Raw genomic sequence first — 26,667 nt, forward strand, 5'->3', positions numbered from 1 at the left:
TTATCCCCGGATCTATATGATTTACTATTCCCAAGGAATACATCCGGGGATAAAGGCGAACGCTTCGCTTTTCCACAATCGTTCCGTTCCCTTCGCTGTGTCAGCGCTCGTTGGATCTCAGGCATTTCAATCTCCTGCCTGGGAAGTAGGCAAAGAAGGCCAGCCCTACAATGGGCTGGCCTTATGTAAATGCTTAGGTGCTTAATAGAGAAACAGAATTCATTTCTTCTATATAAGGTACAAAATTAAGAAACAAAAAAACTGCCTCGCTGCCAGTGCTTAGCACCAGCTGTGAGAGCAGCCTTTTTACAATACATTGAATGTTTAAGATGTTCCTAATGTAAAATCTAATTTTACTAACCCAGAATCCATAACCACAATGCCAATCCAGCCAGGGTAATTAACAATGTAGGAATCGTCAGGATGATACCTGCCTTGAAATAATATCCCCATGTTATCTTCACACCTTTGCGGGACAACACATGTAGCCACAACAATGTGGCAAGTGATCCAATCGGGGTCATTTTGGGACCCAGATCGGAACCAATGACATTGGCATAGATCAATGCCTCTTGAACGATACCTTCGGCGTGCGCACCCTGGATGGCTAGCAAGTTAATCAACACGGTCGGCAGGTTGTTCATCACCGATGACAATACGGCAGCGATGATGCCCATCCCGAGCGAAGCAGCCAGCAGACCATGCTCCGCTATGGCATCCAGCCAGCGGCTCAGATGATCTGTTAACCCTGCATTACGCAGTCCATATACGACGATGTACATGCCGACTGAGAACACTACAATTGACCATGGCGCTTCCTTGATTACCCGTTTCAGATCAACAGCCTCACTCTTGCGTGCCAGTAAGGCGAACAGCAACGCAACGGAGCCAACGATAACCGACACGGGAATCGGCAGAAACTCACTGGATGCATAGGCCACCAGTAACAGCCCCAACATGAACCAGGCGATCCGGAACATCCGCGGATCACGTATTGCTTCCTTCGGGTCACGCGCCGCAGAGATATCGTAACGACGAGGAATGCTTTTGCGATAGAACAAGAACAGCATTCCCGTACTCGCTACGATCGAGAATAGATTCGGAACAACCATGCGCACCGCATATTCCACAAAGGTAATACCAAAGAAATCAGCAGACACAATGTTAACCAGATTGCTGACCACCAGCGGCAACGATGTAGTATCTGCGATAAATCCACTCGCCATCACAAAAGCCAGCACCATACGCTCATCAAACTTCAATGCACGCACCATCGCGAGCACAATTGGCGTCAGAATCAGTGCTGCACCGTCATTTGCGAATAAGGCAGACACTGCGGCCCCTAGCAAAATGGAGTAGAAGAACAGTATGCGACCATCTCCTCCAGCCAGTCTCGCCATGTGAAGGGCAGCCCATTCGAAGAAACCTGTCTCGTCAAGAATAAGAGAAATCATAATAATGCCGACAAAGGCCAGCGTAGCATTCCATACAATGGATGCCACATCCGAGGCATCGTTCAAGCTCACGACTCCACACAGCAGGGCAAGCAATGCCCCACCCGAGGCAGTCCAACCGATACCCAACCCTCGAGGTTGCCAGATCACCAAGGTGATCGTTACTGCAAAAATCAATATTGCTACGTATACCATAGAGCCTCCTGCTGTACCCTGTCTCAATATATTCTGTCGTTCATTCAATCATTATATTGAAAGATTACACCCCACGATGTGCGGAAGAACCAGACGATATATTTATACAGGGCTGCAGGAGCAATGTCTATCTTTATTTTTTTATATAAACTGTAGTAGGTTTCGCTGTCCCCATATCAGGATTTATCGCTACCCTTATCCTTCGGTGTATCCTCTACCATCTTGAACATGCCGAGCAGTCCTTGTAATTGTTCTGCCATGCTGTTCAGATGTGCTGAGGATGATGCAATCTCTTCTACCGATGCCAGTTGTTCTTGCGAAGATGCAGACACGGATTCTGTATTCGCAGCCGATTCCTGGGTCACATTGGAAATGTCGCTCATCGCCTTGGCAACGTGGGATGCACCGTTCTCCAGCTGCTTCGTTGTTTCGGACAAATCATCCAATGTATGAACAGCATCTTCCACCGCCTCCCGAATCTGGGCAAACGATTGTCCTGATGTATTCACAGCCTCAATGCCTTCTCCCACCCGAGTCTGAGCCGCGTTCATGGCGATAAGAGCAGCATCCATGTCCTGACGGATATTGTGTACCAGCTCACCGATCTGCCCTGCCGAGCTACCGGATTCTTCTGCAAGTTTACGCACTTCTCCAGCAACGACAGCAAACCCACGACCCGCATCCCCCGCTCTTGCCGCTTCAATGGAAGCATTCAATGCGAGCAAGTTGGTTTGTTTGGAGATTGATGCGATAACATCAACCATACTGCCAATCTCAACCGAACGAGCATTTAGAGACTGGACTACCCTTCCGAGCTGTTCCACCGTTTCCTGAATACTGTTCATCTGCACAACTGCCTGTCCTGCTGCCTCATTCCCCGAAAAAGCCGCTCCGGACGTATTACGCATATTCGCTGTGATCGATTGCACACGCTCCGACATCATCCGAACATCTTCTGCCATTCGGCTCATCTGTCCAGATCCGTCTCTCACACTATTCACCTGCTGCTCTGCACCTTCAGCCAGTTCCTGAATGGCTAGCGTTGAATGTTCAATCGCTTTGGTCGTTTGTTCTGCACTAGCAGTCAATTCTTGTGAAGAAGCAGATACTTGCTCTGTCGTCTCCTGTACACCGAGAATCATCATCCGCAGGTTATCAACCATACGCTCGAAATACTTCGCCAGATCACCGACTTCATCTTTACGACCCGTTTCCATTTTCACGGTCAGATCACCTTTACTTACAGCTCTGGCTGATTCCTGCAGACGCTTGATTGGACGCAGCATGGAACGTGTGAACCAGATAATAAAGATGAGCGTAAGGAACGTGGCCGCAAGAATAACTATAAATGTAGCCATCCGAATATCCTTACTCGCATCAGTTATTTCACTCTTGAACATCGTGCCGGCAATTTTCCAGCCTGTTGCTTCATTTGTTGAGAAAATCACCATCTTCGGCTGATCGTCGAACACGTAATCGAATTGACCTTCTGGACCTTCATACATCTCATCCAGCAAGCCACTCGTTTCCGGCGTACCTGCATCTACTACAGGGGATACGACATAATTTTTGTTCGCATCCATAATAATGACGTAGCCTTCTTTACCCACCTTAATGGATGCCTGCTCTTGCAGTTCTGTCAGATCCAGAGACAAACCGACCACACCGGATTGGTCCTTTAATGTTTTGGAGATAAATACAACGGCAACGCCGTCCGTATTAACGGATACAGCTGACACGACGGGTGCACCTGGCTTCTCCATCGCAAGTTTGTACCACTCCCGCTCCCTTGGATCATAATTGGCCTCTTGAGCATTTCCAGTCTTGGCCTTACCACGCACCATAACTCCCTCTTGGGTTCCTACAAAGATGTTCAGAGCATCGGAATGCAAGCCCAGATATTGCTCCAGTTTCACCTGAACCTCAGGACTATCGTTCTCTCCTTTAATGAGGGTTGAATCAATAGCATCCGCAAAATAGTTAATGTCATGGATCTTGTAATTCACTTGGCTTTCTACAATGGTATTGGCCGTGTTCACACTTTGCTGGGCGCTGTCTACTAATTGTCCTTGTACGCCATCTTCAGCCATCGTTAGTGTGATCAAGCCTATGGCCAGACTTGGCAGGAGCAGAACTGCCAGGAAAGAGACCAATAGTTTGTTCCTTATATTCCAGACGAAACCTTTCTTTTTATTCTTCTTTTTATTTTTATTTTGTTTGGGTTTGGCGGGTTTTGCTGATTTCACTATTTTATTATCCTGAGCTTCACTCATTGCTTTCTCCCCCTCTAAATGTAAAAATGGCCTCTTTCTTTGTATGTATGGATCAATCTACAAGGCTTATCTTATATATCGGCTAATGGAGAGTATTTATTTGAGAGAAAAAAGTGCAGACACACCAAACAAGCCACTTCTGATCAGAAGTGACTTGTACACTGTACAGGTTGCTGTTTTTATTCAATGAAACTAGGCAGAGTGTTGGAATGCGGGCCATCTGGGGGTTGTGCCGAAGGTTTACCGAAATAGTAGCCTTGTGCAAGCTCAATACCTATAGAACGGCAGAATTCAAACTCTTCCATTCGCTCGATCCCCTCTGCAAGTACTTGACCTCCAAATCGACTCGACATCTCAACAATATGAAGAATTTTCTGTTGTTTGGTCGAATCCTGATCGCAACGGTCAATAAGACTTCGATCTATTTTGACAAAATCCGGCTCTAACCGATTCATCAACTCTATTGTCGAATATCCAGCACCTACATCATCCAGTGCAACGGACATTCCACGGGATCGATACACCTCAAAGATATGCTGCAAGATGGACATATGCTGAATCTGCTCTGTTTCCACGACTTCAAACACAAAATCTTTAGGGTCAAGCGAAAGACGTTCAATCGCTTCAAACGTATGTGTCAGACAATATTCGGGGTTATATATGGAGGAAGGCAGGAAATTCACGAAGCGTTTAACACCTTGCGGCAGAAAATGGGCACTGGTCTCAATGGCAGTAATACGCGCAGTTCGATCCAGAAAAGAATGTAACCCAGTCGCTCGCGCAACTTCAAATAATTCATAGGAACTGAAGGATTTTCCATGATCAGACGGACGAAGTAAAAACTCATAGCCAATAATTTGCTCCGATGCATCAACGATGGGCTGCATATGACTGCTGAATTGATGCTCCAAAATAACGGTAACCAAATCGGCATGTTTGAAACGAGATTGCTGCATGCTTAGACTGATCCAGCTTTCATTGCTGGCCTTTTCGTATAAAGGCATAATCTGAACGGTTAGGGAGTGAGTTAACGTTGGCTCCATTTGCACAATCTCCTCGATCAAGCTCTGAACCGCCTCAAGATTCGAGAAATGCATCCACATCATGTCATCCGATGTTTCGATATGTCTTCCCGGCGTTTGCAGCGCTTCCAGCAAAGCGGGGGAATTGGGACGCAGGTACAAGGTACCTTGACCCTCTATAGGATAGATTGGACTGCAGCCACTGCAATTCATGTAGGACCCCCCTTGCCAATTTATGATTCCACGTTCATTAATGTTCACTTGTATATACCCAAAGTTTGTAAATATTATATCATGGGTCTTGAAATTAATCTCTACTGTTTTGATGACTTCCTCTATGACGGTTATTTGGAACAGATATATTCAAATTTGCAGAAAAAAAGACCGACAGTCTGATGACTGTCGGTCTCCTCTTCACCGCTTATTAAACTTATGAAGCGGGAATCACGATTTTCTGTCCAACTTTCAGGTTGTGCACATTTGAGATTTGGTTAGCTGTCGCTAGCTTACGCCAGTCCACACCATATTTCAAACCGATGCGGTACAGGTTATCTCCTTTTTTCACTACGTATACAACCTTGTTGTTGGTTGCCGGTTTCTCAGGTTGTGGCTTAGGTGTCGGCGTTGGCGTTGGTTTAGGCGTTGGAGCTGGCTCCGTACCAGTTTCAGGTGTTGTCGTTGCTTCACCTGTCAATTTCAAGCCATACTCCGCAAATCCTTCTTTGTTCGTACCGATGAACGACATCGCTGGATTCGCTTCAACCAGCTCTTTCGCATCCGGGGAAGAAGCAAACACAACTTCAAGATCGTTTAGCGCTGCTGCAGTTACACCAGCAGATGGTTTGATTGGTGCCAGGGACCAGTTGCCGTCCGCTGCTGGATTAATCGTTTTATTCTCACGAATGTAGTCGATGATCACTTGACGGTTCTCATCCGGTGCAGCCAGAACGATTCGTTTGCCGTCCGGGTTAGCCAGTTTGGATGAAGAAGCACGGTAGTTATTCGTCGCTACAATGAATTTTTGTGCCGGGTCAACCGGTTTGCCGTTAAAGCTCAGATCCTTGATCCGACTTGCGGATGCATTAACGATCACAGCCTTGCTATCGTATTTGGCTGGCTGGGTTACATCAATCTGATACGTTACGCCATCGATAACATCGAAGTTGTACGTTGGGAAATCATTGTTGATCAGTTGTTGTTGTCCACCTTTAGCCGGGTCGATCTGATTAAATTGGCCTGCAGACCATTCCAGCCATTCTTTCAGTTCTGCGCCATTAACCATTACAGCATGTACCGTATTTGGATACACGTACAGGTCTGCTACGTTTTTGATCGCAATGGTTCCTGTAGGAATATTCGTGTAATACGAAGCGCCTGAACGTCCACCTGCTTTGAATGGAGCACCTGCGGATAATACAGGAATTTTCTCATATTCCGTACCTTGCATATGTTTTTCAACATACCATTTCTGTGCATTCGTTACGATCTGAATGGATGGATCATCCTGAACCAGCGCGAAGAAGCTGTTGATTGGTGCAGTCGTTTCGCCCACCGGACCACGTACATACTCCAATGTGCCTTCATGCTCTTCGTGAACCGCATCAATGATGTCCTGATCCGCTTCTACCAGTGGCTTTTTGCCTTCTGTGTCATAGATTGGGCGTGCTTCCGTTTTGGAATCCACCACTTTCCATTTACCATCCACTTGTTCTAGATCCAGATCAATAATTCCCAGGTGATCCCCCCAGAATCCTGGCTCTACAGCAGGAACGCCATTAATGGTGCCCTTCTCCAGGTCTACCCCTTTTTTGCCGGCAAAATCAGCACTTGGGAACACTTTGTGGGCATGTCCAAACAAAATTGCATTAATGCCTTCAACTTGGCTCAGATACAATACGGAGTTCTCCATCAGATCCGTTTGAGGAATTTCCTCAAATCCGGAGTGAGGAATAGCTACAATAATGTCTGCACCTTTTGCTTTCATCTCAGGAATGAATTTTTTCGCAGTAGCGATAATATCTTTGGCGATTACTTTGCTTTCAAGATTAGCGCTGTCCCACTGCATGATTTGTGGCGGCACGAATCCGATCACACCCACTTTGATCGTATGTTCCTTGCCAGTCTCATCCGTTACTTTTTTGTCCAAAATCTCATAAGGTGTGAAATAGTTCTTGTCGTTCGTCTCATCATCATCACCATCGTCTACATAGACATTGGCATTAATGTAAGGGAAGTTCGCTCCCTCCAGCGTCATGTCCAGGAAGTCCAGACCATAGTTGAATTCATGGTTACCGATGTTACCTGCATCATAATCGAGCAGATTCATCGCTTTATATACAGGGTGAGTCTCACCCTTTTTCAGTGGATCAATCTTCGCAGAGTAGTCTCCCAGCGGATTTCCCTGAATCAGATCCCCGTTATCAAACAGCAGGCTGTTCTTCGCCTCGTCACGGGCTTTCTTAATCAGTGTAGCTGTTTTGGCGAGTCCATACTGGTCTGTCTCTTTGTCGGAATAGTAGTCATAGTTAACCAGGTTGGTATGAATGTCTGTGGTTTCCATGATCCGCAGCTTCACTTTGGCAGCATCCGCAGCCGATACAGGTACCGGAAATACCGCAAGCACGTTTAATGCAACCAAAGCGGCAGTCAGGCTTGATAATACTTTTTTACTCGTTTTCAAAATAACCCCTCCCGGTTATGTACATTGAATCATGCATGAATGGGCAAACGAACAGGCGCAGAAAAAAGATAGATTTCATGGGTTGTGCGTACTGATGCTCAGATGACATGCATCGGAACTCCAGGTAAGTTTATCTCACATGAACATCTATTTATGTCTGTGCTTGTCGTTTACATTCCAAATCATAACGCAATGTTAGGCCATTGAAAAGCATTATTTTTTACATTACCCGCACATACCGGGCCGAGTTTACAATATCATGCGTGATTTCGACAATTTCTTCAATATTTTAGTAGGTATATAGTGCTTATTTGTTTCAAAATACGTATATTACATACGCCTTACATCGATGTCCAATTCAGTATTATTCATCCATAACAAAAACCGTGAAGCCTTCATGGCTTTCACGGTTGGATTGAACTCTGCGCGTAGTTACGCATACGGACGCTACTTCGCAAAGGTTATTTTCATATTCGAATTATTGTTCCCACACGAGGTGCTCGTGGTCTTTCCCTGTGTATTCAATACGAGCCGGTGTGATGTCCAGAATGACATAGTTCGGATCGTTAGGTCCATCGAACCATGCCTTCAGTTCGTCGTTCCATACTTGCTCACGCAAGCCCTCGTTCTTCGTCACTTCACAGGTTCCTTCGATCTCAACTACTTCCTTGGAGCCACCAGCCTCATAACCGAGCAGAAGGCTAACATTCGGATTATTCTCCAGCTCTTCTACTTTGTGTGTGCGGCGGTTCGTTGCCAGATGAATGTTCAGTCCATCGTTGAAAAGCGCCATATAACGGGATTTTGGTTTACCGTTCTCCACAGTGGAGAAGCTGCAAAAAGGGTTGTTTTCCAATGCTTTTACAATGTTTTGTTCCAATTCAGTCTGGTTCATGGGAAGTGCTCCTTTCGGTTTTTGGGGGAATGTTGGAAGGACTGTGTAGGCGGCCGTTCCGGGTACGGATCGTTCTTTGGATCGCTGTTATCCCCAGATTTTTTTGATTCCCTTTTCTCAAAGGGAAAATCCGGTGATAAAGGCGAACGCTTCGCTTCCTCAGAATCGATTCCGTCCCCTCCACTACGTCTACCGTTCTTCCAATTTGAGGAGTGGGTAAGCTAAAGTTCAAACAGAAACCTGTACTTAACTTTGCAGGTTTCGCTTCTTTAGGTTTTATCCGCTCCGTTGCTGTGTATAAGTACAGTCAACTTACGTTAGGTGTAATAAGCCTGTACTTATAGTGTACCCACCTCACCTATGGTGAATCCATGAACCGATACGCAAACGTGACAATATTGGAAAAGCTGATTATAAAAATGTTTACATAAAGAAGTTAGCACGATATTTCTTCTTGGCTGATTTAATTCAGATCTCCCAGATAGATTGAGGAAGTGCCCGATGTAAGCAGCAACTCACCAATGGTTTTTGGATATAAACGAATCTGGGACAGCTCTCCAAGTGCAATCCATTCCACGGCGACTTGGTTGTCGTCTGGATTAGAGCCTTCAAAAATAGTTGCCTCCGGATCCTTCAGGCTGCATGCAAAATAAAATTCAACCTGGTGGATATCTGCATCCCACTCGGCGAATTCATGATTTTTTCCGATATATTCACGGATATGTAACAGCTCTCCTACGTTCACGGCCTGACCAATCTCCTCCAGACATTCACGCGCGACCGCATCCTTGAGTTCTTCACCCTTCTCCTGCCCCCCACCTGGGAACACATAAGCGGTACCATATTGATCTTCCAGCCGGATGACCAGCAATCGTGCATCCTGCACAATGACGGCCTTCGCCGAGTTGCGTATGGGTTTCATTCTGTTCTTCACTCCTTGTCATTCCAAGTTTCACAGTTCAATTTAACAAAACAATCTGTAAGCTGTCGTTCTGCTGTAGAGGTTTATCCAGCTGTTTGCGCGGACAGCCTAACCCCTTCCGATTCCAGTACCCGACGAATCTCTTGCGCAAATGCGAGAGCGTTCGAACCGTCACCGTGGATACATACCGTCTCTGCCTTAATGGGAACCAGTGTACCATCCGTGGATACAACCACGCCTTCTTTCACCATCCGAAGCACTTGAGCAATCGCTTGTCCCGATTCTTCAATGAGGGCTCCGGCATGGCTGCGAGGAGTTAACTTTCCATCCGCCCCATAGGTTCGATCTGCGAACACTTCACTCACACTACGCAGACCGATGCGATTCGCAGCGTTAATCAGCTCACTACCCGCGAGGCCATACAGATACAGTTCGGGCTGTACTTGATAGATCGCCTCCGCGATGGCTTCAGCAAGCTTCGCATCTTCTGCGGCCATATTGTATAAGGCACCGTGCGGTTTCACGTGATGCATGCGCCCTCCACTTGCACGGACAAAGGCATCCAGCGCACCCATCTGATATACCACCATGTCATATGCTTCCCTTGGCGTAATCTCCATTCGTCTTCTGCCAAACCCTTGCAAATCCGGCAACCCGGGATGGGCTCCAATCGCAACCTGATGCAACAACGCCCTCTCCACGGTCAGCCGCATCGTGGCCGGGTCTCCTGCATGAAACCCGCAGGCAATATTGGCTGACGTAATCAAGGGTAGAATAGCCTCATCCGATAGAGTGCGATATATACCATAACTTTCGCCCAGATCACAATTGATATCCAAGGTATTCGAGGTATTCATTGAGCGCTCTCCATTTCTGCGATTCTTCTGCGTATCAGCTTGTCGATGAGCTGCATGTTGCATTCCTGTTCGTTATACAACTGCCGGGCTTGATCATACGTAATCTGTTTAAAAGCAATTCGTGTTCCTGGCTTGGCTTGAGCCAGGATTGGCATATCCACCCGTGCTACCTGTGCAATCACAGGATAACCTCCAATCGTCTGATGGTCTGCCATCAAGATGATTGGCTGTCCATCCGGCGGCACCTGCACCGTGCCATAGGTAACAGCTTCAGACAACCGCTCCAGTGGTTGATCCAGCGCCAGCCTTGAGCCTTGCAATCGATAACCCATCCGATCCGATTGCGGAGAAATGACGTATTTTTCGCCATAGAATTGCTCCAGACTTTCTTGGCTGAACAGCAAACTGTCCTTGCTCTGCATTAAGCGAATAACAGATCTGCCATCATAGTCAGGTCTTTCCCGCTCAGACAAGAACCACGCAGGCACCAATATTCGGTGGTCCCGTTCATTCTCCTCTGCCTTCTTCTCCATACGCTGCATCCATACTCGCGCTTCAACAGAAGGTTCCCCCGTAGGCAACAAATCCCCCACGCATAAGGCTCGTCCCTCCACACCGCCAAGACCTGTCTTGAGATCTGTACTTCGACTACCCATGACTTCTGGTACAGCTATTCCGCCCGCAATCGCCAGATAACCGCGCAAGCCATGACGACATTGGCCAAACTTCAGTACGCTTCCTGCCCGCACCAGCACAGGACGCCATAACGGTACAGGCTGATGATCCACGGTTGCCGTCAGATCGGCCCCACATAATGAGATAAGCCGACTCTCATGAAACCGAAGCCTAGGCCCCGTCATCGTCATCTCCAGCACTGCCGCATGACGGGAGTTGCCCACAAGCATATTGGCTGCTCTGGCTGCAAAGGTGTCCATGACCCCGCCAGGATGAATACCATACCGGCGATAGCCAGTTCTGCCTTCATCCTGAACGGTAGATAACAGACCAGGGCGAATCACTTCAATACTCATCCTTCGCCCTCCTTCCGCTTCAACGCCAGATAGTCCTGCATCGTAATCTGTTCAAATCGAACCCGATCACCTGCTGCCAGCAAACTCGGCACATGCTCATCCGGACGAAACAACCGGAGTGGCGTTCTTCCAATACATTGCCATCCACCGGGTGTATCCACCGGATAGATTCCCGTCTGTTTGCCACCAATACCTACTGTACCGGCCTCTACCCGAAGCCTTGGCGTTGCCCGTCTGGGTGTAGCAATCCGATCGGATAACCCGCCGAGATAAGGAAAACCCGGTGCGAATCCAATCATGTGTACCAGATAGTCCCCGGATGTATGAATCGCAATAACTTCCTCTGCGGTCAGTCCATGTTCACTCGCAACATAGTCCAGATCAGGCCCCCAGTCGCCACCGTAACATACGGGAATTGTGACCGTTCTGGGCTTGTCTTGTACGGATTCCTTCATTTGATTCAACTGTTGAAGTAGAATCTGGCATAACTGAGGGTAAGAGGAGATAAACGGATCATAAAACAGCGTGACTGACGTGTATGAAGGTACCCATTCGATCATCGCAGGCAACGTGGACTTTTCCAACAAAGCACATACGGACATCACCCTGTGGTGTACAACTTCAGACAAGTCATCCCCGCAATCGATAATAATGGCTGTTTCACCCAGCGGGGATAGCATATGCTTCGTCCATGAATACGACTGTTTGGTCACGTCATCTCCCCCTTTTCCCACATCCACATATCTAATGTCCCATTACTTCTCTCTTTCTAATACCTTCAATATCGTAGACCGAACTGCTGGAAACGGCTCAGCTACTTCCCTCCGGATCGCAAAATAGAGTGTCTGCAAAAACAGACGCACATTCAGGCTCATCTGACTGCTTTCCAGAAGTGATCTGTTCTCTGCCTTATCTCCTGGATGAAGGGAATCGATCCACACCGTAATATCCTTTTGCTCCAACAGATTGCGACGAAGAATGGTAATTACAGCATGCGCTATTCGCTGATCCTCATCATGGATGTAAACCACAGTGGATTCCGTTATTTTTACAGCGAATGCATGCAGAAGTTCCAGCAGATCCGTTCGCTCCAGAAATGGCGATTGTGCCAGATCTTCAACTGCATCAGCCGCGTGTGCCGGAGCATGCGCCCAACCCTTATCATCGACGTAGCCGCGAACATCTTTTTCATGTTCCAGATATGTAGTCAAACGATGGTGAATCCCCCCGATATCCTCCTTGTTCAGGAAGGGTCGCTGACGATCCACATTCAGAATTGGAGGCAGTAACAACACGGAGAACGTCCGTGTAAACACACTGTCTGTTCCCTGCTCTCCGATCCCGTAGAAAAGGTGTTGATCGTCCAGCGCCAACTGCAACACATGCCGGAGCTGGTCTTCCGAAAATACACCCTGTCCAATCCAGGTCGCAAACGTAACATAAATCAATTCATCTCGCAGAACAGGGTCAGGACTGCCAATATGATTCATCATATGCAGCGCCATTTCGTAAGGCTGTTCCTCGTTATCAATGGAATGATTAGCCGACTGGATATGCTGTAATTTTTGCTTTAATGTCGGAGCATTCATCTATCGTGACTCCCCAGACGAATCCAAGTGCGTGCTGCAATTGTACAGTTCGCATTGCCAGACATTCTCTTTCTTGGCGATCCGGGTAATGGATGTGTTGGACAGCTTCACGCTGATATCCAGTTCAGGCACCAGACCTCGCAGTGTATTCCGCAGGACAGCTCCGTGACTGACAACGATCACTCTACCATCGGGGTGCTGCTGTACAATATCCTCAAGCACCGCACTGCCTCGAACAGTCCCTGCATCCGCAAGCTCCCGTCCCAGATCCAGGGTACTCCAGTCCACTCCCCACTTGGCTATACGTTCTGCTTCCGTCGTTCCTTCGACCTGACCCCCGTCCATCTCGCGAAGCCTAGGGTCCAGATGAATCTCCTGAATGCCCAAGCGGTCACCGATGATGCGAGCCGTCTCACTTGCACGCTCCAAGTCACTTGCATAGATGGCATCCCAGGATTCCTCGGCCAGTCTCGCAGCAAGTAATACCGCCTGTTCCCTTCCATCCTGATCCAGCGGATTATCCGTCTGGCCCTGAGATCGTTTTTCCTTATTCCACGCCGTGCTTCCATGGCGAATCAATGCGATTTGGGTCATTGTAATTCCTCACCTTTTTCTATATGAAGTACATCTTCTGTAAAATGTTTTCGTGCTTTCGGTTTGGCAAATTTGCCACCATTATATTGAGCAGACCCGTTCCTCGGAATCGAAAGACTGTCCCACGCTGTTTCTTTAAGCATTTTGGCGGCAAATACAATCTGTCCTATGTGATACGGATAATGTGCCAATTGCCGAATAATAGCCTCCATGACGGTGTGTCCTTCATTGCGAATGTATATGATATGAGACAATTGTTCCGGGGTAAACGAACGAATGGCTTCGAGTAGACAATTCCAGCCTTCTTCCCATTTGGAGAGCAACTCTTCCCGGGAAGAAATATCATTCACGAATTCGGCATCCCGTTCACGCCATGGTTTCTCTCCATCTGTTGTCAGTACATCCGTCCAGCGGGACAACATATTGCCCCATAAATGTTTTACGATAACAGCAATGCTGTTCGCGTCTTCATTCCAGGATTGAAACAACTGCTCGGGCTCCAGTTGTGCCATGGCTTTTTCTCCGAGCTGCTTATAATACAAAAATTGTTTCTCGGCTGTCTCCAGAAAAACCTCATTCATATCCATCCGTTAACCGCCCTTCGGAAAAGTATGATAACCCCTGATCACGTTCAGACAGATACGTCACATGTTACTTTATTCCGGGAATGAGAACGTACCGTCTGCATTCGGTTCAAATGGAATGACTTTACGCACCGCATCCAGATTGAGCTCTCCATAGATATGTGGGTATAGTTCATTCAATTCGTAGAGATCCTCATATACCAGTTCTGGCTTCAACGCCTTCTCATCAATACTGAGCAATAACAGATCTGTGCGACCTGCATAATATTGCCCGGCTACCCATGGAATCTGTTCTTTGGTGGAACAATGAATGAATCCGTCCGTCTCCAGGCTATCTGGTGCATACTCACTCCCCTTTGATACTTGCTCCCACAAAGAACGGGAAATAATACTGTAGATCATGGTTCCGCCTCCTTCAATTTCTGCGATGTACCCTATGCGTCATTGGAAGTATTATAGATCATCCCGGATACGGGAGTACACTTTTTGATCCGTAAATACACCTTTGATCTTCAACTGTTTGCGTAGCAAACCTTCGTACGACATGCCCAGCTTCTCCATGACACGTGCAGAGCCTATGTTGCCTGCATTACATTTCCCCTCCAGCCGATTGCAGTCCAGTTCCTGTAAGCAATAATCCACGATGGGTTGCATCGCTTCTGCTGCCAGACCCTTGCCCCAGTGACTGCTGGCTATTGCGTACCCCAGTTCAGCACTCTGCATGGGTTCGTTGAGATGAAAAATGCCACCTCTCCCGATCAAGGTCCCTGTTTCCTTCAAAACAAAAGCCCAGATATGTATCGTTTTCCGTTCATAATTATCCAGTACCCGCTGAATATATTGAATTGAATCCTCCACCGTCTCATGGCAGTTCCACAAGCTTTGCTGACTCACTCGCGGATCAGAGGCAAACGCATAATATTCATCAAGATCATCCATCGCAAGGCGTCTCAGCTTTAACCGCTGTGTTTCGAATTGTGGCGATTCAGCAAAAAGTTTTTCTACATTCATTCAGAGTACCTCCCTGATTCACTTGAGTTCATCATCCATCCATCTTATTTCTCAGGAAATAACGATCTATTACAACCATGCACAGAATACCGACCGTATATCGAATCAGATCGATCACCAGAAAACCATGTCCTAAAACAAGAGCACCCCATACGGTTGAACGTATCTCAATCAGCCAAGGCGTCTGAAACAATTGCGAGAACTCAATCAGCCAGCTGAACACACAGCTAAAACACATCGCCCATACCAAGCTGCGATGAGGCCACACCATGCGTACTCCGAAATAAATCATGCCCGCCCATAATGCATCTCCGAAATGTTCATGCACCCAATCCGGCAATCGTTCACCCAAGTGTCTGGATGCGAGTCCTGCCGCCATGGTCATCATGACTGCGAAGAAATAGATCAGCCTGTCTCTGATAAGTACGCTTTTCAATCAATCACACGCCTTCATCAAGCACTTGTAAAATAAATTGCGTTTTGGCAGCAGTATACGATTCCCTGTCTTCCTTATTCTCGTCAGCCAGCTTCGCCTTCAGGACAGCGTAAGCTTCCACCAGATCTGGACGTTTTCTCAGCACATCCCGAAAGCGGATTTGGCGATCCCAACGTTCCTCTCCCGGGCGCATCAGATGAAGGTGTGCAGCTCTCTTCCCATCCTTAACCCTGACCCAAAATCGTCTATATTCCCGGCCATCCAATTCAGGCGGAACATAGTTCCAGCCTAACGGATTCAGCTGATCCGCAATCAGATCCATGTCATCCCAAGACTGTACCTCTGCCATTAGATCAATAATGGGTTTGGCGGGTAACCCTGGAATGGATGTGCTTCCGATATGTTCGAATTGATGGATATTAAACTGCTGTAAAAGGTGTTTGAGTTGCTGAATTTCTTCCCGAGCCTGCGTACTCCAATTGGGGTTAGCCGGAGCAATCTCTACCTGCTCTGTGGCCCAGGCAGGCCAGTTTTCCGGTTGCAATGGATCTGTCATTCCCAAGCTCACTCCTTGATGTTCGTTGGATTTCTATATCCAAAAAGGAGCGTATATCTACGCCCCTAGTTGTCTGTTACCTTGATGATATTGATGATTTTAACGGTGTCTTGCACTGATTTATTTTACTGTAACAGGGATCGTCACTTTTTTGTTGCCCCATTTGGCCGTTATGGATGTTTTACCTTTGCCTACAGCCACAATCTTGCCATTCGTTACTGTGGCTACGCCTGGCTTCGTGCTACTCCACACCGCACTGTTGGTCACAACAGTGGTCTTGCCTGTATCATACTGGGCCATCACACTCAGCGTTGTACTTCCCTGCGGGGACAAGACCAATTTTTTCTGGCCTGTAATCAACTTTTTGAGCAAAGGCACAACGGTAACCTCTGCCTTTATTGTCTGATTTTGATAAGTTCCTGTCAAGGTCGCTTGTCCTTCCGTCAGCGTCTTAACGGCTCCATTTTTCACGATAGCTACATTCGTGTTGGAAGAGGTCCATATGATTTGTTTCGAAAGGTTGATCGTTTTGCCATTCGCGTAGGTCCCGATGACCTTCAACGCTTTGGACTTCTTAATATTCAGCTGCATAGTTGCAGGGGTAACCTCTACTTTGGTGATCACATCCGTTACGGCAACAGGAACTTTCACTGTCTCTGAGCCGTATTTGCCTTGCAGCATTACTCTGCCTGGTGTGTTGCCCTTAATTTTCCCATTTTCCAACACAGCCGAGTTACTTGATACCGACCACACAATCTCAGACGTCACATCCTCTTCCTTGCCGTTCGCACGGACAATGCTTACTTTGGGAAGAGTACTTTCGCTACCTTTAACAAAACTATAGGATTTCGGTGAAGCTTTGATGCTTTTGATCTTCTCCTGCACCTGGACAACCAACTGGGCTTTTGCCCCGTCTACCTGTGCAAAAATGGTTGCTTCGCCCGCGGCCACAGCCTTGACTTTACCTTTTACCATCGTCGCAACTGCTGCATTGCTGGTGGACCATGTGACACCTTCGGTAACATCCTGTTTGTTATCAAAACCTTCTACGGTTGCCATCACCTGAAGCCTAGCTGTCTCGGATACACTCAACTTCTGCGGGCTACTATTGGTAATTTCAATCGATGTCACATCACCCGTTGCCGCCAAGGCTAACGAAGGAACCATTACGGCTAACGCGATTATTAGAGCAAGCGTGCCTCGAAGAGCCAGTTTGATTCTACTCATTTCTATCCCCATCTCCCATAATCCAATATTTTACTTCTATTATATTATATCGGATACGCATTGCACAAAGTTGAATAACGTAAGTGGGAGTCTTGGAACAATTCATAAATTTCATTGTATAATATGGGAAGGTCGCGTAATACTGTTTTAATAAACCTAAAAGATGGGGGTGGGATATGTATGATCGAAAAGAATTTGCTTGATATGGTTTCACCTAAAAATAACCGTAAACGTATGAAAGCTATCGTCACTTCGACATCCACCAAGATTCGTCCTGAAGACGAAATGGTTCTATTGATGAAAACAGCCCGCAATCGCTTCAAAAAAGCCCTTGAATCTGGACAAATCGAAATCATTAACGAGCGTGAATGGAAGCTGCGTTAAAGAATATAGGTGAACCATGGAACGTATTCAAACACCAGAAATGCAGGAAAGAATTAAATGGGCTAAACGAAAATTGAAGGAACTTGCAGCTGATGTGACCAAAAGTGATTTAAAAGAGTTCTATGTTATGGGTATTATTACTCCTATTCTTGATGAATTAGATGCAGATCCAGCCATTATTGTTGGGGGACACGCTGTTGAACTATACACTTCTGGAAGTTACAAGACAGCTGATGTTGATCTGGTCATGATCAGAGATGATTTAGCCCGAAGTTTATTTGATCATCTGGGTTTCGTCCGCGAAGGAAGACATTATTATGTCTCCGAAATGGACATCCCTATCGAAATACCTTCTGATACACTGGAAGGTTCAAAAGATAAGATTATCAAATTATTAACACCTGAAGGCTACTGCTACGTAATTGGAATAGACGACCTTATTTTGGATCGATTGAGAGCCTCCGAGTACTGGACAGATGCCCGAAGCTTGGAATGGGCACGTTACCTGATTTACAGTCAATTTGATACGATTGATTTAACATACATGAGAAAAGTTACAGCCGAGGAAGATCCCAAATTGGCAGCTCGACTTGAACAAGAGTACCAGTGGGTAACAGATCATATGTTTAATTAGAAGGAACCCCGGTCAAGGGGTTCCTTTTCTGATTCTTCACTTCCATAGGCGTTACCTAACCTCTCTACTTCACTTCATTCTGCTCTGGCAAAATCAAGCTCTCGGCACCGCCCATATAGGGCCGCAGGGCTGCCGGAATGCGGATGCTTCCATCTTCCTGCTGATGATTCTCAAGCAACGGAATCAAGATACGCGGCGACGCCACCGCCGTATTATTCAGCGTATGACAATAAGCCAACTTGCCTTCGGCATCCACGCAACGAATATTCGAACGGCGAGCCTGGAAATCATGCAAATTCGACGACGAATGGGTTTCTCCATATGCACCGCGGCTTGGCATCCAGGTCTCGATGTCGTACTGTTTGTACGTTTTCTGCGACATATCTCCGGTACACACGGCCACAACACGATAAGGCAGTTCAAGTAATTGCAGCAATTCCTCGGCGTGTCCCGTAATCTCTTGCAACATGCGCTCCGATTCTTCTGCATCAGGGGCACAGAGAATGACCTGCTCGACTTTGGCAAACTGGTGCACACGATACAATCCGCGTACATCACGTCCGCCAGAGCCAACCTCACTGCGGAAACATGTCGATACCGCGGCCAGCTTCACCGGCTCTTGAACATCGACAATCTCATCCGCATAATACGAGACCAGCGGCACTTCAGAAGTTCCCACCAGCCACTTGTTCTCCCCTTCGAGTTCGTAGACTTGATCTCGACCGGTTGGGAAGAATCCGGTGTTCACCAGCGCATCCTCCCTGACCATCAGGGGAACCTCCATTGGTGTAAACCCGTGCTTCAGTAACAGATCCAGCGCAAGTTGCTGTACTGCCCGATGCAATAATAGGCCAGCACCTTTCAATATATAGCTTCGCGTACCGCCAATCTTCACTCCACGGGGAATATCGATCAGATCGTGCAGTTCCCCAAGTTCTACGTGATCTTTGGTAGCGTACTCGAACGCTGGTAACTCTCCCACACGTCGCAGCTCTACATTATCTGCGTCCGACGAGCCATTGGGGGTATCTGGAGATACGATATTGGGCACCAGCCATTGCAACTTGGTTACTTCCTCCTGCACAGGGGCAAGCTTGGCTTCCACCTGTTCCAACTGTGCATTGAGCTGCTTCACTTGCGTCCGCAAACCCTCAGCCTGTTCCCGTTTACCAGCCTGCATTAGCCTGCCAATGTCCGCAGATAACGTATTGCGCAACCTGCGTCCTTCTTCTGATTCCTGCAAAAGTGTTCTGCGTTCTTCATCCCGCTCTAACAATGTACGAATGTTGATCTTGATTTTTTTACCGTCTGCCGCCGCCTGAACCTCTTCTGCATGTGCCCGAATCCACTTCATTTCCAACATGGTCACCGTCTCCTTTGGCTGTAAAAATACAAAGAGCGCCCTCATCCCTTGGGACGAGGAGCGCTCTGCTCGCGGTGCCACCCAACTTGCTGAATCAGGATATCCTGATTCCAGCCTCTTGGTCCGCGATAACGGGCGGTTCCGGTTAACTTGGGGAAATATCGCTCCCCTGGCGAAAACGCCTCCGAGTTGGATGCTCTTCAACGGCATGTTCCGATCTGTAATTGTTGTGTCTCAGTATATACGAACGCCGGACCTATTTGCAACCTTCTGTATCTATCAGGAATTCATGGCACAACTTAACATGTCCTGTTATGATAGACTTTGTCTCCAAGATTGCGCTTTATTGTGATCCTCAATTTATGTATATAAGTAGAAGGAGTTCTGTATGAAAAAATTACTTTGGATCGGATGTCTATCCTATTTCCTTATTGGACTTGCCCACGTTGTGCTCGGTTCCATTCTGCCGGTTGCACTTGTACATTACGGCAAAGATTATAGTCAGGGCGGGACGCTGATCTTCGCTCAATTTGCCGGATTCCTGGGCGGTGTATTGTTATCCCCATGGCTGAACCGACGCTTCGGTAAACGGGGAGGCCTGTTAATCGCCACAGCACTGCTCTGTATCGCAGAATTAGCCTACATGCTGCTGCCACCCTGGGGCTGGATGTTCGTCATCGCACCCGCGGCCGGCTTCGGATTCGGAATGGTTGAAGCTGTCATTGGCACGATTATCATCGCTGCTATCAAAGATAATACGGCCGTTGCCATGAGCCGACTTGAAGTGTTATTCGGAATCGGGGCGATGGTCATGCCGCTCATTGCCAGCGGTCTGATTGCTGCCGGATACTGGCGCCTCTCTTTTCTCGTTGTTGCGATCTGTGCAGCGCTGACCTTTGTCTTCTGGGCGAAGGGATCATTCGGTGAACTGGATCAAGTATTGGATCGACGGAAGCCAGTGGATGCTTCGGGACATACTCACACTGCCCGGACATCAGGTGAACTGCATTCCGCAGCAGTCAGCACACCCGGTCCAACCTATCGTGGCCGTAACCTGACTCTTCTGGTACTATTCGTCCTGTTCTTCTTCCTGTATGTTGGCACGGAGATGAGTCTTGCGAACTTCATGCCAGCGATCCTGATTGAGAAAATGAACATGAAGGAAGCTGGAGCAGCTCTTAGCGTCACCTGTTTCTGGATTGCCATGTCTGTCGGACGACTCTTCGCCGGATATATCGCAGAGAAATTCCAATACCGCGTGTATGTCCTGTACAGTTGTCTCGCGTCTGTTCTTTTGTTAATGGTATTCCCATTTACAAACCAAATCTGGTCTGCATTTCTCATCATCTTACTGCTTGGACTTGCGATGTCAGGCATCTTCTCCATTGCCCTTGTCTTCGCTAGTAAACTGCTGCCTGGAACAGAAGAATCCACACCAAGCATCTTGATTGCCTCAGGCGGGGTCGGCGGTGCTATTCTGCCTTTGACCACGGGATGGAGTCTTGATCATCTGGAGGTTAATCAATCTGCATGGATGCTTGCCATCTTTGCAGTTGGCCTGCTTGTCATTAGCGTGATCACGTATCAATGGCAGAACAAACGTATAGCCGATCCTGCGACTTAACAGTTATGTATTTATCCTTTCCTGAGGATTACCTATTAAATATATCAAGATGTCCACCTTCATGACCTGATGGTGGACTTCTTTTTTTGTAGTGTTATTCTGTTCTAACGAGACTAGCACACACTATAACCTCGAATGCTTGCGTTGCACAAGATTGCCCAGGAAATACTGTGGGCCCAGCTGCATCACACACTTTTGTTAACAACAGGCAACAGGCCTGTTATCCTTGATGAATTTACCGAATACATATCGCACGAGGGGCCCCAAAATGATCAATTGATATGGAAGCCCCAGGCTGAAGTTACGAGCGATTGTATGAAGGTACGTACGGAGTACAGATGCCCCATTTAATTGATCCGCCAGATATGCTGAAACCATCCCATACAAGGACATGATCAGAACCATGCCAATCACCATGACAAATGACATGGCGAGCACACCCAGCATCTTGTTGGACTTTTCAAAGGGCAAGGAAAAGGCAATCTTTCTCGCTATAGGTCCAACAATGAAGGACTCCACCAGAAACGCGATGACAAAACACATTATGAATTGAAGCAGTATCTCAAGCGGGGACATCTTACCGAGTAACCCACTGTGCCATAAATTGAAAGTCATCATGACGACGACCATTCCTATACACATCATTAATCCGAAAATAATTTGTTCCTTCTTGCTTGTTGGCAATTCTCTCATCCTCTCTGTTTACCTTCGTAATTATAGAGATGACGAACCCCTCCACATAAGTGAACATTCCGTGAACAATTAAAATTTGTGAAAGTAGCGCAAAAATTCAACTCAAAAGAATGTGGGTTCTTTCCTACAACAGAAATTTCCAGAGAAAAGACAGTTTGGATAAAGCTGTGATTGCCATTCGTTTGAAAACAGAGCCTTTCTGATTCGTAGATTCTGCTGGATGCTCACCTTTATTCACACGCGTACTATGTGCACGTTTGATATCCATAGCCTCTGTTAGTTCGTTGGCGAATGCAGAACCAGAAATGACCACAGCAGATTCGGTATTTAGAAAGGCGGATCTGGGATCAAGATTATAAGAACCAACCATGCTGAGGTAATCATCCATGACAAATGATTTGCCGTGTATGGAATAAGGGCCTTGGTATTCATAAATGGCCAGACTGGTATCAAGCAACCGTTTCTTAGAGCTTAAGTATCCCGCGAAAGCCAAAGGGTTAGGGGTCTGCTGAATTGAATTGGTTAGCATGATCCATTCTGCTTTTGGATTCATCGACAGATGTACTGCTTTCTTCATTTTCTTGGTGGGAATGGCATATGGCGTCTGAAGGTACACTTTCGACTTTGCTTGATTGGCAAAATGAACAAATGCTCTCCACATGGTCGGATCTTTATACAGCCTTTGGATTGGATTGTGAATGAAAGCGACGTGGTCGGAATGAAGAGCTCCTTGAGCCCATTCCTTCGGCAACACTTTAACAAAAGGATCGCTCTGAGCCCAAGCTTTTTTATATAACTGAGCCAGCCGAGCCAGCTCTTTTAACCCCTTTGCATGATGCTGACGTTTTGCATGTTTTTCTGGTTTGGTGAATGGATGGTTCCATAACCGATTTATATATTTTTTCATTTCAACAACCGTGCTGTTCGTATTATGGTTTGGATTGTAAACAAGGACATCCCGATCGAATACATAGTCTTTTTGGGGTTGCAATGCCATGTATCTATCACCAATATTTTGGCCGCCAATGATGCCATATGTGTTGTCGACAAGAAGGATCTTGTCATGCAGACGGTTATGCCATGTCCATGGCATAAATATGTGGAGTGGTTCATAATACCTTAACTCCACATTGGGGTGAGCTGCAATGGCATCTGGAATATCACGCAATTCTCCGCGCATGTTGTGAAAAATCCCGTCTAAAATGATTCGAACATGAACACCCCGATCAGCTGCATCGAATAAAGCAGCAAAAAAGAGTTGAGATGTTTTTCCTTTTTGGATGGAGTAATAAGCCAGGTCGATGCTTGTTTTCGCCTCTCGAATGGTCTGGATTCTCACCTGACCGGATTGAAAGCCGTCCTCCAAGAGCAATACGCGATCTGTCGTACTTCCTGCTGTTAACGATTTTTGCATATCCGTACTTTCAATAGTAGATGGAGACGGAACCAAAAATAAAAGGTAAGCTGTGAAAAAAACGTAGACACAATAGGACAGAATAATTGCGAATATGGTTTTAAGGATCATTCAGTACGCCCCCATTTTTATGTAAAAAGTAATTATTTGTATAGCAGTACTATCTCCTTCTGTATCTAAATTATGTTGTTTAAATTAATCAAGCGACTCCGGTCAAGGTCAAACGATCAAAAGCTCAGCTCGGAGCGACTCAGAAACAGGTAGGCTATGACCCGAAATCCGATGTTTGTGCACTCAGTCAGATTTCCTTATATGATTCGCCACGATAATTGATAAAAATCACACATCTAGAGAGGTCGTTATATGCATGTATAATGGCCTCTTTGATTAATTCATACGTGCCCCCATCCAGTTCCTGACTGGACATGCATGGGCCTCTGGCCTATAATTACACCTAGTAATGCCCGTAACTTCATAGTTTCCCAGGGGAGTCGGAATAGGCCGGCTGAGAGTGTATCCCACCAAGATACTGACCCTTAGACCTGATCTGGATCATGCCAGCGTAGGAATCGGAGTATATCGAATTGGCCCAGCCTCTTTGCTGAATGCCACATCTCTAACGCCTGCACGCGTCCCGGATTAACGGGGCGCTTTTTTAATGTTCTTTTATATAGCCAGAGAGCTAAAAAAAGTGACGTTATCCGGATCATAGCTGGTATAAATCTGTCGATTTATGCAAGAAGCTTGGATATGAAGCCAAGGAGTACCCGTGCCACTGGCCGGACAACATGAAGGAGAGAAATGAAGATGAGATGGCGTAAAATGATGGGCCTAATGCTCTTGTGCGTACTACTAGTGGCTGTGGCTGCATGTGGCGGCAAAGAAGCTGCACCTTCAGGAGAAAACGGCAGCAGCAATACCGAAAACAGCAATGAAGGTGAAACTGCCGCCATGAAAGATATTAAAGTGGTGCTCGACTGGACACCAAATACGAATCATACCGGCCTGTATGCAGCTGTAGATCAAGGTTTTTACAAGGCTGAGGGCTTGAACGTAGAAATTGTACAACCAGGTGCCGGTGGCGCAGATACAATGGTTGCCTCCAATGAAGTGCCTTTTGGCGTAAGCTATCAGGAGAGTGTAACTCAAGCCCGAACACAGGGTGTTCCATTGGTATCCATCGCAGCAGTTATTCAGCATAATACATCCGGGTTCGCTGCTCCGGCGGATCGGAATATCAAATCACCGAAAGACTTTGAAGGCAAAACCTATGGCGGTTGGGGTTCCCCAGTGGAAGAAGCCGTGATGCAATCCATTATGGAAGGCGACGGAGCCGATGTATCCAAAGTGAAAAATATTAACATGGGTGATGCCGACTTTTTCACCGCAGTGAAACGGGACATTGATTTCGCGTGGATTTTCTACGCCTGGACAGGTATTGAAGCCGAACTGCGCGGAGAACCGATCGATATGTTATATGTGAAGGATTATTCAGAAGCATTAGATTACTACACGCCTGTCCTCGTAACGAACGAGCAGACGATCCAAAACGATCCTGAACTGGTGAAAGCATTCCTGAAAGCCACTTCCGAAGGGTATCAATATGCGATTGATCATCCCGAAGACGCAGCCAACATTCTGATCAAGGCCGTACCGGATCTGGACAAGGAATTGGTACTGGCAAGCCAGAAGTGGCTCAGTCCGAAGTACACGGATGACGCCCCTCGCTGGGGGGAACAGAAACAGGAAGTATGGCAGAATTACACCGACTGGATGTTTAGCAAAAAACTACTGGATGAACAGATCGATGTGAGCAAGGCATATACGAACGAGTTTTTACCCCAATAAAATTTCTCATATAAAACGAACTTAATATTTACACGAGGACGGAGAGGACAGAAATAACATGAAAAAGCGAAGCGGTCGCCTTTATCACCGGATTTTCCCTTTGGAGAAGGGAATCAAAAAATCTGGGGATAACAGCGATTGGAAGGTTATTCTGTCATCGAAGTGGCAAGTGTAACAGTCATTAGTTCATTTTATATATTTCGAAAGGAGCCGTGATCTATCATGGCAAGCACACTGCTTAGCATTCAAGTTATTCCGAAAACACCAAATGGCGAGAACTCTTACCCTTACGTAGATCGCGCCATTGAAGTTATTCAGCAATCCGGCCTGAAATATCAGGTGAACCCGCTCGACACCACCATGGAGGGGGAACTGGAGGAACTGTTGGAGGTTGTCCGTAAAATGCACGAGGTACTCGTGGAGGCTGGCAGCCCAAGCATCATCTCCCAGATCAAAATCGCCCATAGCCCTACTGGCTTCAGCATGGATACCCTGACGGAGAAATATCGCTAATGCATGCTTATTTCAAAAGCGTATGGCCGCCCTTCGTGGCGGTTATTCTCTTTATAGCGATATGGCAGGGGGCCGTTTCCCTGTTCCATATTGAGAAATGGATGCTGCCTGCACCGTCCGACATCGCCCGCGAAGCGGCAACCCAGGCCGAACGGCTTGGCATGCACGCCTCCGCAACCATTCAGTTAACCCTGATCGGATTCGCGGCTGGCACAGCGGTTGGATTGCTAATTGCGATGGTGCTGCATTTGGTTCCTTTTCTCAAGTCGGCCCTGTATCCTTTACTTATTCTTAGTCAAAATATCCCGACCATCGCGCTGGCGCCGCTCCTGTTAATCTGGTTCGGATTCGGCCTGCTGCCCAAGCTGATTACCATCATCCTGGTCTGCTTCTTCCCCGTTGCGGTGGCGGCTATGGACGGCTTGACCCGTACTGACGCGGCCATGATGAACTATATGCGCATGGCTGGTGCCAAGCGTCGTCATATCTTCTGGAAGCTGGAGCTTCCCCATGCGCTGCCATCAGTATTCTCCGGTGTCAAAATCGCTGCTACCTATAGCGTGATGGGTGCCATCATCGCCGAATGGATTGGTGCAGACAAGGGCATTGGTTATTATATGATGCTGCAAAAGTCAGCTTATCGCACAGATCGTCTATTCGTGGCAATCATGATTATTGTCGCGCTCAGCTTACTGCTCTTCCTGCTCATTGCACTGCTGGAGAAGCTGCTCGTGCGCTGGCGTCCACAGAAGAGATAGTAAAACGTGTGGATATACCAAGCAGTACACAGTGGAATGATGCCATAGCAGTTGTGAATAGCACGTATGCACATTTCACAAGGTGAAGCTGTGACGACATTTAAATAAGA

At 47.0% G+C, this 26,667-nt stretch carries 26 protein-coding genes and 1 riboswitch; of the genes, 6 read left to right on the forward strand and 20 right to left on the reverse strand.

Going from position 1 to position 26,667, the window contains the following annotated elements; all coding sequences use genetic code 11:
* Window positions 1-356: 356 nt before the first annotated feature.
* The 17 genes from FS628_RS24890 to FS628_RS24970 all read right to left on the reverse strand — a co-directional run bounded on the left by FS628_RS24890 (window position 357) and on the right by FS628_RS24970 (window position 17,326).
* Entirely contained in the window at window positions 357-1,649 is a 1,293-nt protein-coding gene (locus FS628_RS24890) for an arsenic transporter (protein ID WP_145325657.1), read from the reverse strand.
* A 176-nt stretch (window positions 1,650-1,825) separates the two neighbouring features.
* Window positions 1,826-3,922 carry a methyl-accepting chemotaxis protein gene (locus FS628_RS24895; RefSeq protein WP_145325658.1) on the reverse strand — a complete coding sequence of 699 codons (2,097 nt, stop codon included), beginning with the start codon at window positions 3,920-3,922 and terminating at the stop codon, window positions 1,826-1,828.
* A gap of 179 nt (window positions 3,923-4,101) precedes the next feature.
* A complete protein-coding gene (locus FS628_RS24900; protein WP_145325659.1) occupies window positions 4,102-5,157 on the reverse strand; it encodes an EAL domain-containing protein in 1,056 nt (351 codons plus the stop codon).
* A 217-nt stretch (window positions 5,158-5,374) separates the two neighbouring features.
* A complete protein-coding gene (locus FS628_RS24905; protein WP_145325660.1) occupies window positions 5,375-7,624 on the reverse strand; it encodes a bifunctional 2',3'-cyclic-nucleotide 2'-phosphodiesterase/3'-nucleotidase in 2,250 nt (749 codons plus the stop codon).
* 478 nt (window positions 7,625-8,102) lie between these two features.
* The gene (locus tag FS628_RS24910) at window positions 8,103-8,519 is read right to left on the reverse strand and encodes a pyridoxamine 5'-phosphate oxidase family protein (RefSeq protein ID WP_145325661.1); all 417 of its coding nucleotides are present in this window, start codon (window positions 8,517-8,519) and stop codon (window positions 8,103-8,105) included.
* A gap of 463 nt (window positions 8,520-8,982) precedes the next feature.
* Window positions 8,983-9,441, reverse strand: a complete 459-nt coding sequence (locus FS628_RS24915) for an NUDIX domain-containing protein (RefSeq protein ID WP_145325662.1) — start codon at window positions 9,439-9,441, stop codon at window positions 8,983-8,985.
* An 83-nt stretch (window positions 9,442-9,524) separates the two neighbouring features.
* Window positions 9,525-10,298, reverse strand: coding sequence for a LamB/YcsF family protein (locus tag FS628_RS24920; RefSeq protein ID WP_145325663.1), 774 nt, complete (start codon window positions 10,296-10,298; stop codon window positions 9,525-9,527).
* The gene (locus FS628_RS24925; RefSeq protein ID WP_145325664.1) at window positions 10,295-11,329 is read right to left on the reverse strand and encodes a biotin-dependent carboxyltransferase family protein; all 1,035 of its coding nucleotides are present in this window, start codon (window positions 11,327-11,329) and stop codon (window positions 10,295-10,297) included. The genes FS628_RS24920 and FS628_RS24925 overlap by 4 nt, the downstream gene beginning before the upstream one ends.
* Window positions 11,326-12,042: a 5-oxoprolinase subunit PxpB gene (gene pxpB / locus FS628_RS24930; protein ID WP_260871180.1), complete on the reverse strand. Its 717-nt coding sequence runs from the start codon at window positions 12,040-12,042 to the stop codon at window positions 11,326-11,328. Before pxpB ends, FS628_RS24925 begins: the two co-directional genes overlap by 4 nt.
* Window positions 12,043-12,084: 42 nt before the next feature.
* Window positions 12,085-12,918: a DUF2785 domain-containing protein gene (locus FS628_RS24935; RefSeq protein ID WP_145325665.1), complete on the reverse strand. Its 834-nt coding sequence runs from the start codon at window positions 12,916-12,918 to the stop codon at window positions 12,085-12,087.
* Window positions 12,919-13,512, reverse strand: coding sequence for a histidine phosphatase family protein (locus tag FS628_RS24940; RefSeq protein ID WP_145325666.1), 594 nt, complete (start codon window positions 13,510-13,512; stop codon window positions 12,919-12,921). It lies immediately after the preceding gene.
* Window positions 13,509-14,099 carry a DUF1572 family protein gene (locus FS628_RS24945; RefSeq protein ID WP_145325667.1) on the reverse strand — a complete coding sequence of 197 codons (591 nt, stop codon included), beginning with the start codon at window positions 14,097-14,099 and terminating at the stop codon, window positions 13,509-13,511. Before FS628_RS24945 ends, FS628_RS24940 begins: the two co-directional genes overlap by 4 nt.
* A 69-nt stretch (window positions 14,100-14,168) precedes the next feature.
* Entirely contained in the window at window positions 14,169-14,498 is a 330-nt protein-coding gene (locus FS628_RS24950; protein WP_145325668.1) for a DUF952 domain-containing protein, read from the reverse strand.
* A 51-nt stretch (window positions 14,499-14,549) separates the two neighbouring features.
* Entirely contained in the window at window positions 14,550-15,107 is a 558-nt protein-coding gene (locus FS628_RS24955) for a GNAT family N-acetyltransferase (RefSeq protein ID WP_145325669.1), read from the reverse strand.
* A 31-nt stretch (window positions 15,108-15,138) separates the two neighbouring features.
* Window positions 15,139-15,543 (reverse strand): DUF2809 domain-containing protein, encoded by a 405-nt coding sequence (locus tag FS628_RS24960; protein WP_145325670.1) that lies wholly within the window; start codon window positions 15,541-15,543, stop codon window positions 15,139-15,141.
* Between the two features lie 4 nt (window positions 15,544-15,547).
* On the reverse strand, window positions 15,548-16,099 hold the full coding sequence (locus FS628_RS24965) for a GrpB family protein (RefSeq protein ID WP_145325671.1): 552 nt from the start codon (window positions 16,097-16,099) through the stop codon (window positions 15,548-15,550).
* 120 nt (window positions 16,100-16,219) lie between these two features.
* Window positions 16,220-17,326, reverse strand: coding sequence for an Ig-like domain-containing protein (locus FS628_RS24970; protein ID WP_145325672.1), 1,107 nt, complete (start codon window positions 17,324-17,326; stop codon window positions 16,220-16,222).
* Window positions 17,327-17,506: 180 nt separating this feature from the next.
* Here FS628_RS24970 and FS628_RS24975 point away from each other — a divergent pair, with 180 nt between their 5' ends.
* The gene (locus tag FS628_RS24975) at window positions 17,507-17,710 is read left to right on the forward strand and encodes a hypothetical protein (protein WP_076253873.1); all 204 of its coding nucleotides are present in this window, start codon (window positions 17,507-17,509) and stop codon (window positions 17,708-17,710) included.
* Between the two features lie 16 nt (window positions 17,711-17,726).
* Entirely contained in the window at window positions 17,727-18,344 is a 618-nt protein-coding gene (locus tag FS628_RS24980; RefSeq protein ID WP_145325673.1) for a UbiD family decarboxylase, read from the forward strand.
* Between the two features lie 64 nt (window positions 18,345-18,408).
* Here the strand turns inward: FS628_RS24980 and serS are convergent, their stop codons facing one another.
* Window positions 18,409-19,707 (reverse strand): serine--tRNA ligase, encoded by a 1,299-nt coding sequence (serS, locus tag FS628_RS24985; RefSeq protein WP_145325674.1) that lies wholly within the window; start codon window positions 19,705-19,707, stop codon window positions 18,409-18,411.
* Between the two features lie 388 nt (window positions 19,708-20,095).
* Between serS and FS628_RS24990 the strand changes: the two genes are divergently transcribed.
* Complete coding sequence (locus tag FS628_RS24990; RefSeq protein ID WP_145325675.1) at window positions 20,096-21,331, forward strand: MFS transporter; 1,236 nt, start codon at window positions 20,096-20,098, stop codon at window positions 21,329-21,331.
* 198 nt (window positions 21,332-21,529) lie between these two features.
* Here FS628_RS24990 and FS628_RS24995 read toward each other — a convergent pair whose 3' ends face one another.
* Together FS628_RS24995 and FS628_RS25000 are read right to left on the reverse strand one after the other, a co-directional pair.
* Window positions 21,530-21,949, reverse strand: coding sequence for a hypothetical protein (locus tag FS628_RS24995; protein WP_313958630.1), 420 nt, complete (start codon window positions 21,947-21,949; stop codon window positions 21,530-21,532).
* Between the two features lie 199 nt (window positions 21,950-22,148).
* Window positions 22,149-23,438, reverse strand: coding sequence for a phospholipase D-like domain-containing protein (locus FS628_RS25000; RefSeq protein WP_222125290.1), 1,290 nt, complete (start codon window positions 23,436-23,438; stop codon window positions 22,149-22,151).
* Between the two features lie 474 nt (window positions 23,439-23,912).
* Window positions 23,913-24,025, forward strand: a riboswitch (TPP riboswitch).
* A 220-nt stretch (window positions 24,026-24,245) separates the two neighbouring features.
* Here FS628_RS25000 and FS628_RS25010 point away from each other — a divergent pair.
* From FS628_RS25010 to FS628_RS25020, 3 genes are all read left to right on the forward strand, one after another.
* Window positions 24,246-25,286: an ABC transporter substrate-binding protein gene (locus FS628_RS25010; protein ID WP_145325678.1), complete on the forward strand. Its 1,041-nt coding sequence runs from the start codon at window positions 24,246-24,248 to the stop codon at window positions 25,284-25,286.
* 222 nt (window positions 25,287-25,508) lie between these two features.
* Window positions 25,509-25,799 carry an MTH1187 family thiamine-binding protein gene (locus FS628_RS25015; RefSeq protein WP_105601532.1) on the forward strand — a complete coding sequence of 97 codons (291 nt, stop codon included), beginning with the start codon at window positions 25,509-25,511 and terminating at the stop codon, window positions 25,797-25,799.
* Window positions 25,799-26,557 (forward strand): ABC transporter permease, encoded by a 759-nt coding sequence (locus tag FS628_RS25020; RefSeq protein ID WP_145325679.1) that lies wholly within the window; start codon window positions 25,799-25,801, stop codon window positions 26,555-26,557. Before FS628_RS25015 ends, FS628_RS25020 begins: the two co-directional genes overlap by 1 nt.
* Window positions 26,558-26,667 lie beyond the last annotated feature (110 nt).

It is taken from the genome of Paenibacillus xylanexedens (genome assembly GCF_007676705.1).
In the GTDB taxonomy this organism is placed as follows: Bacteria; Bacillota; Bacilli; order Paenibacillales; family Paenibacillaceae; genus Paenibacillus; species Paenibacillus xylanexedens_C.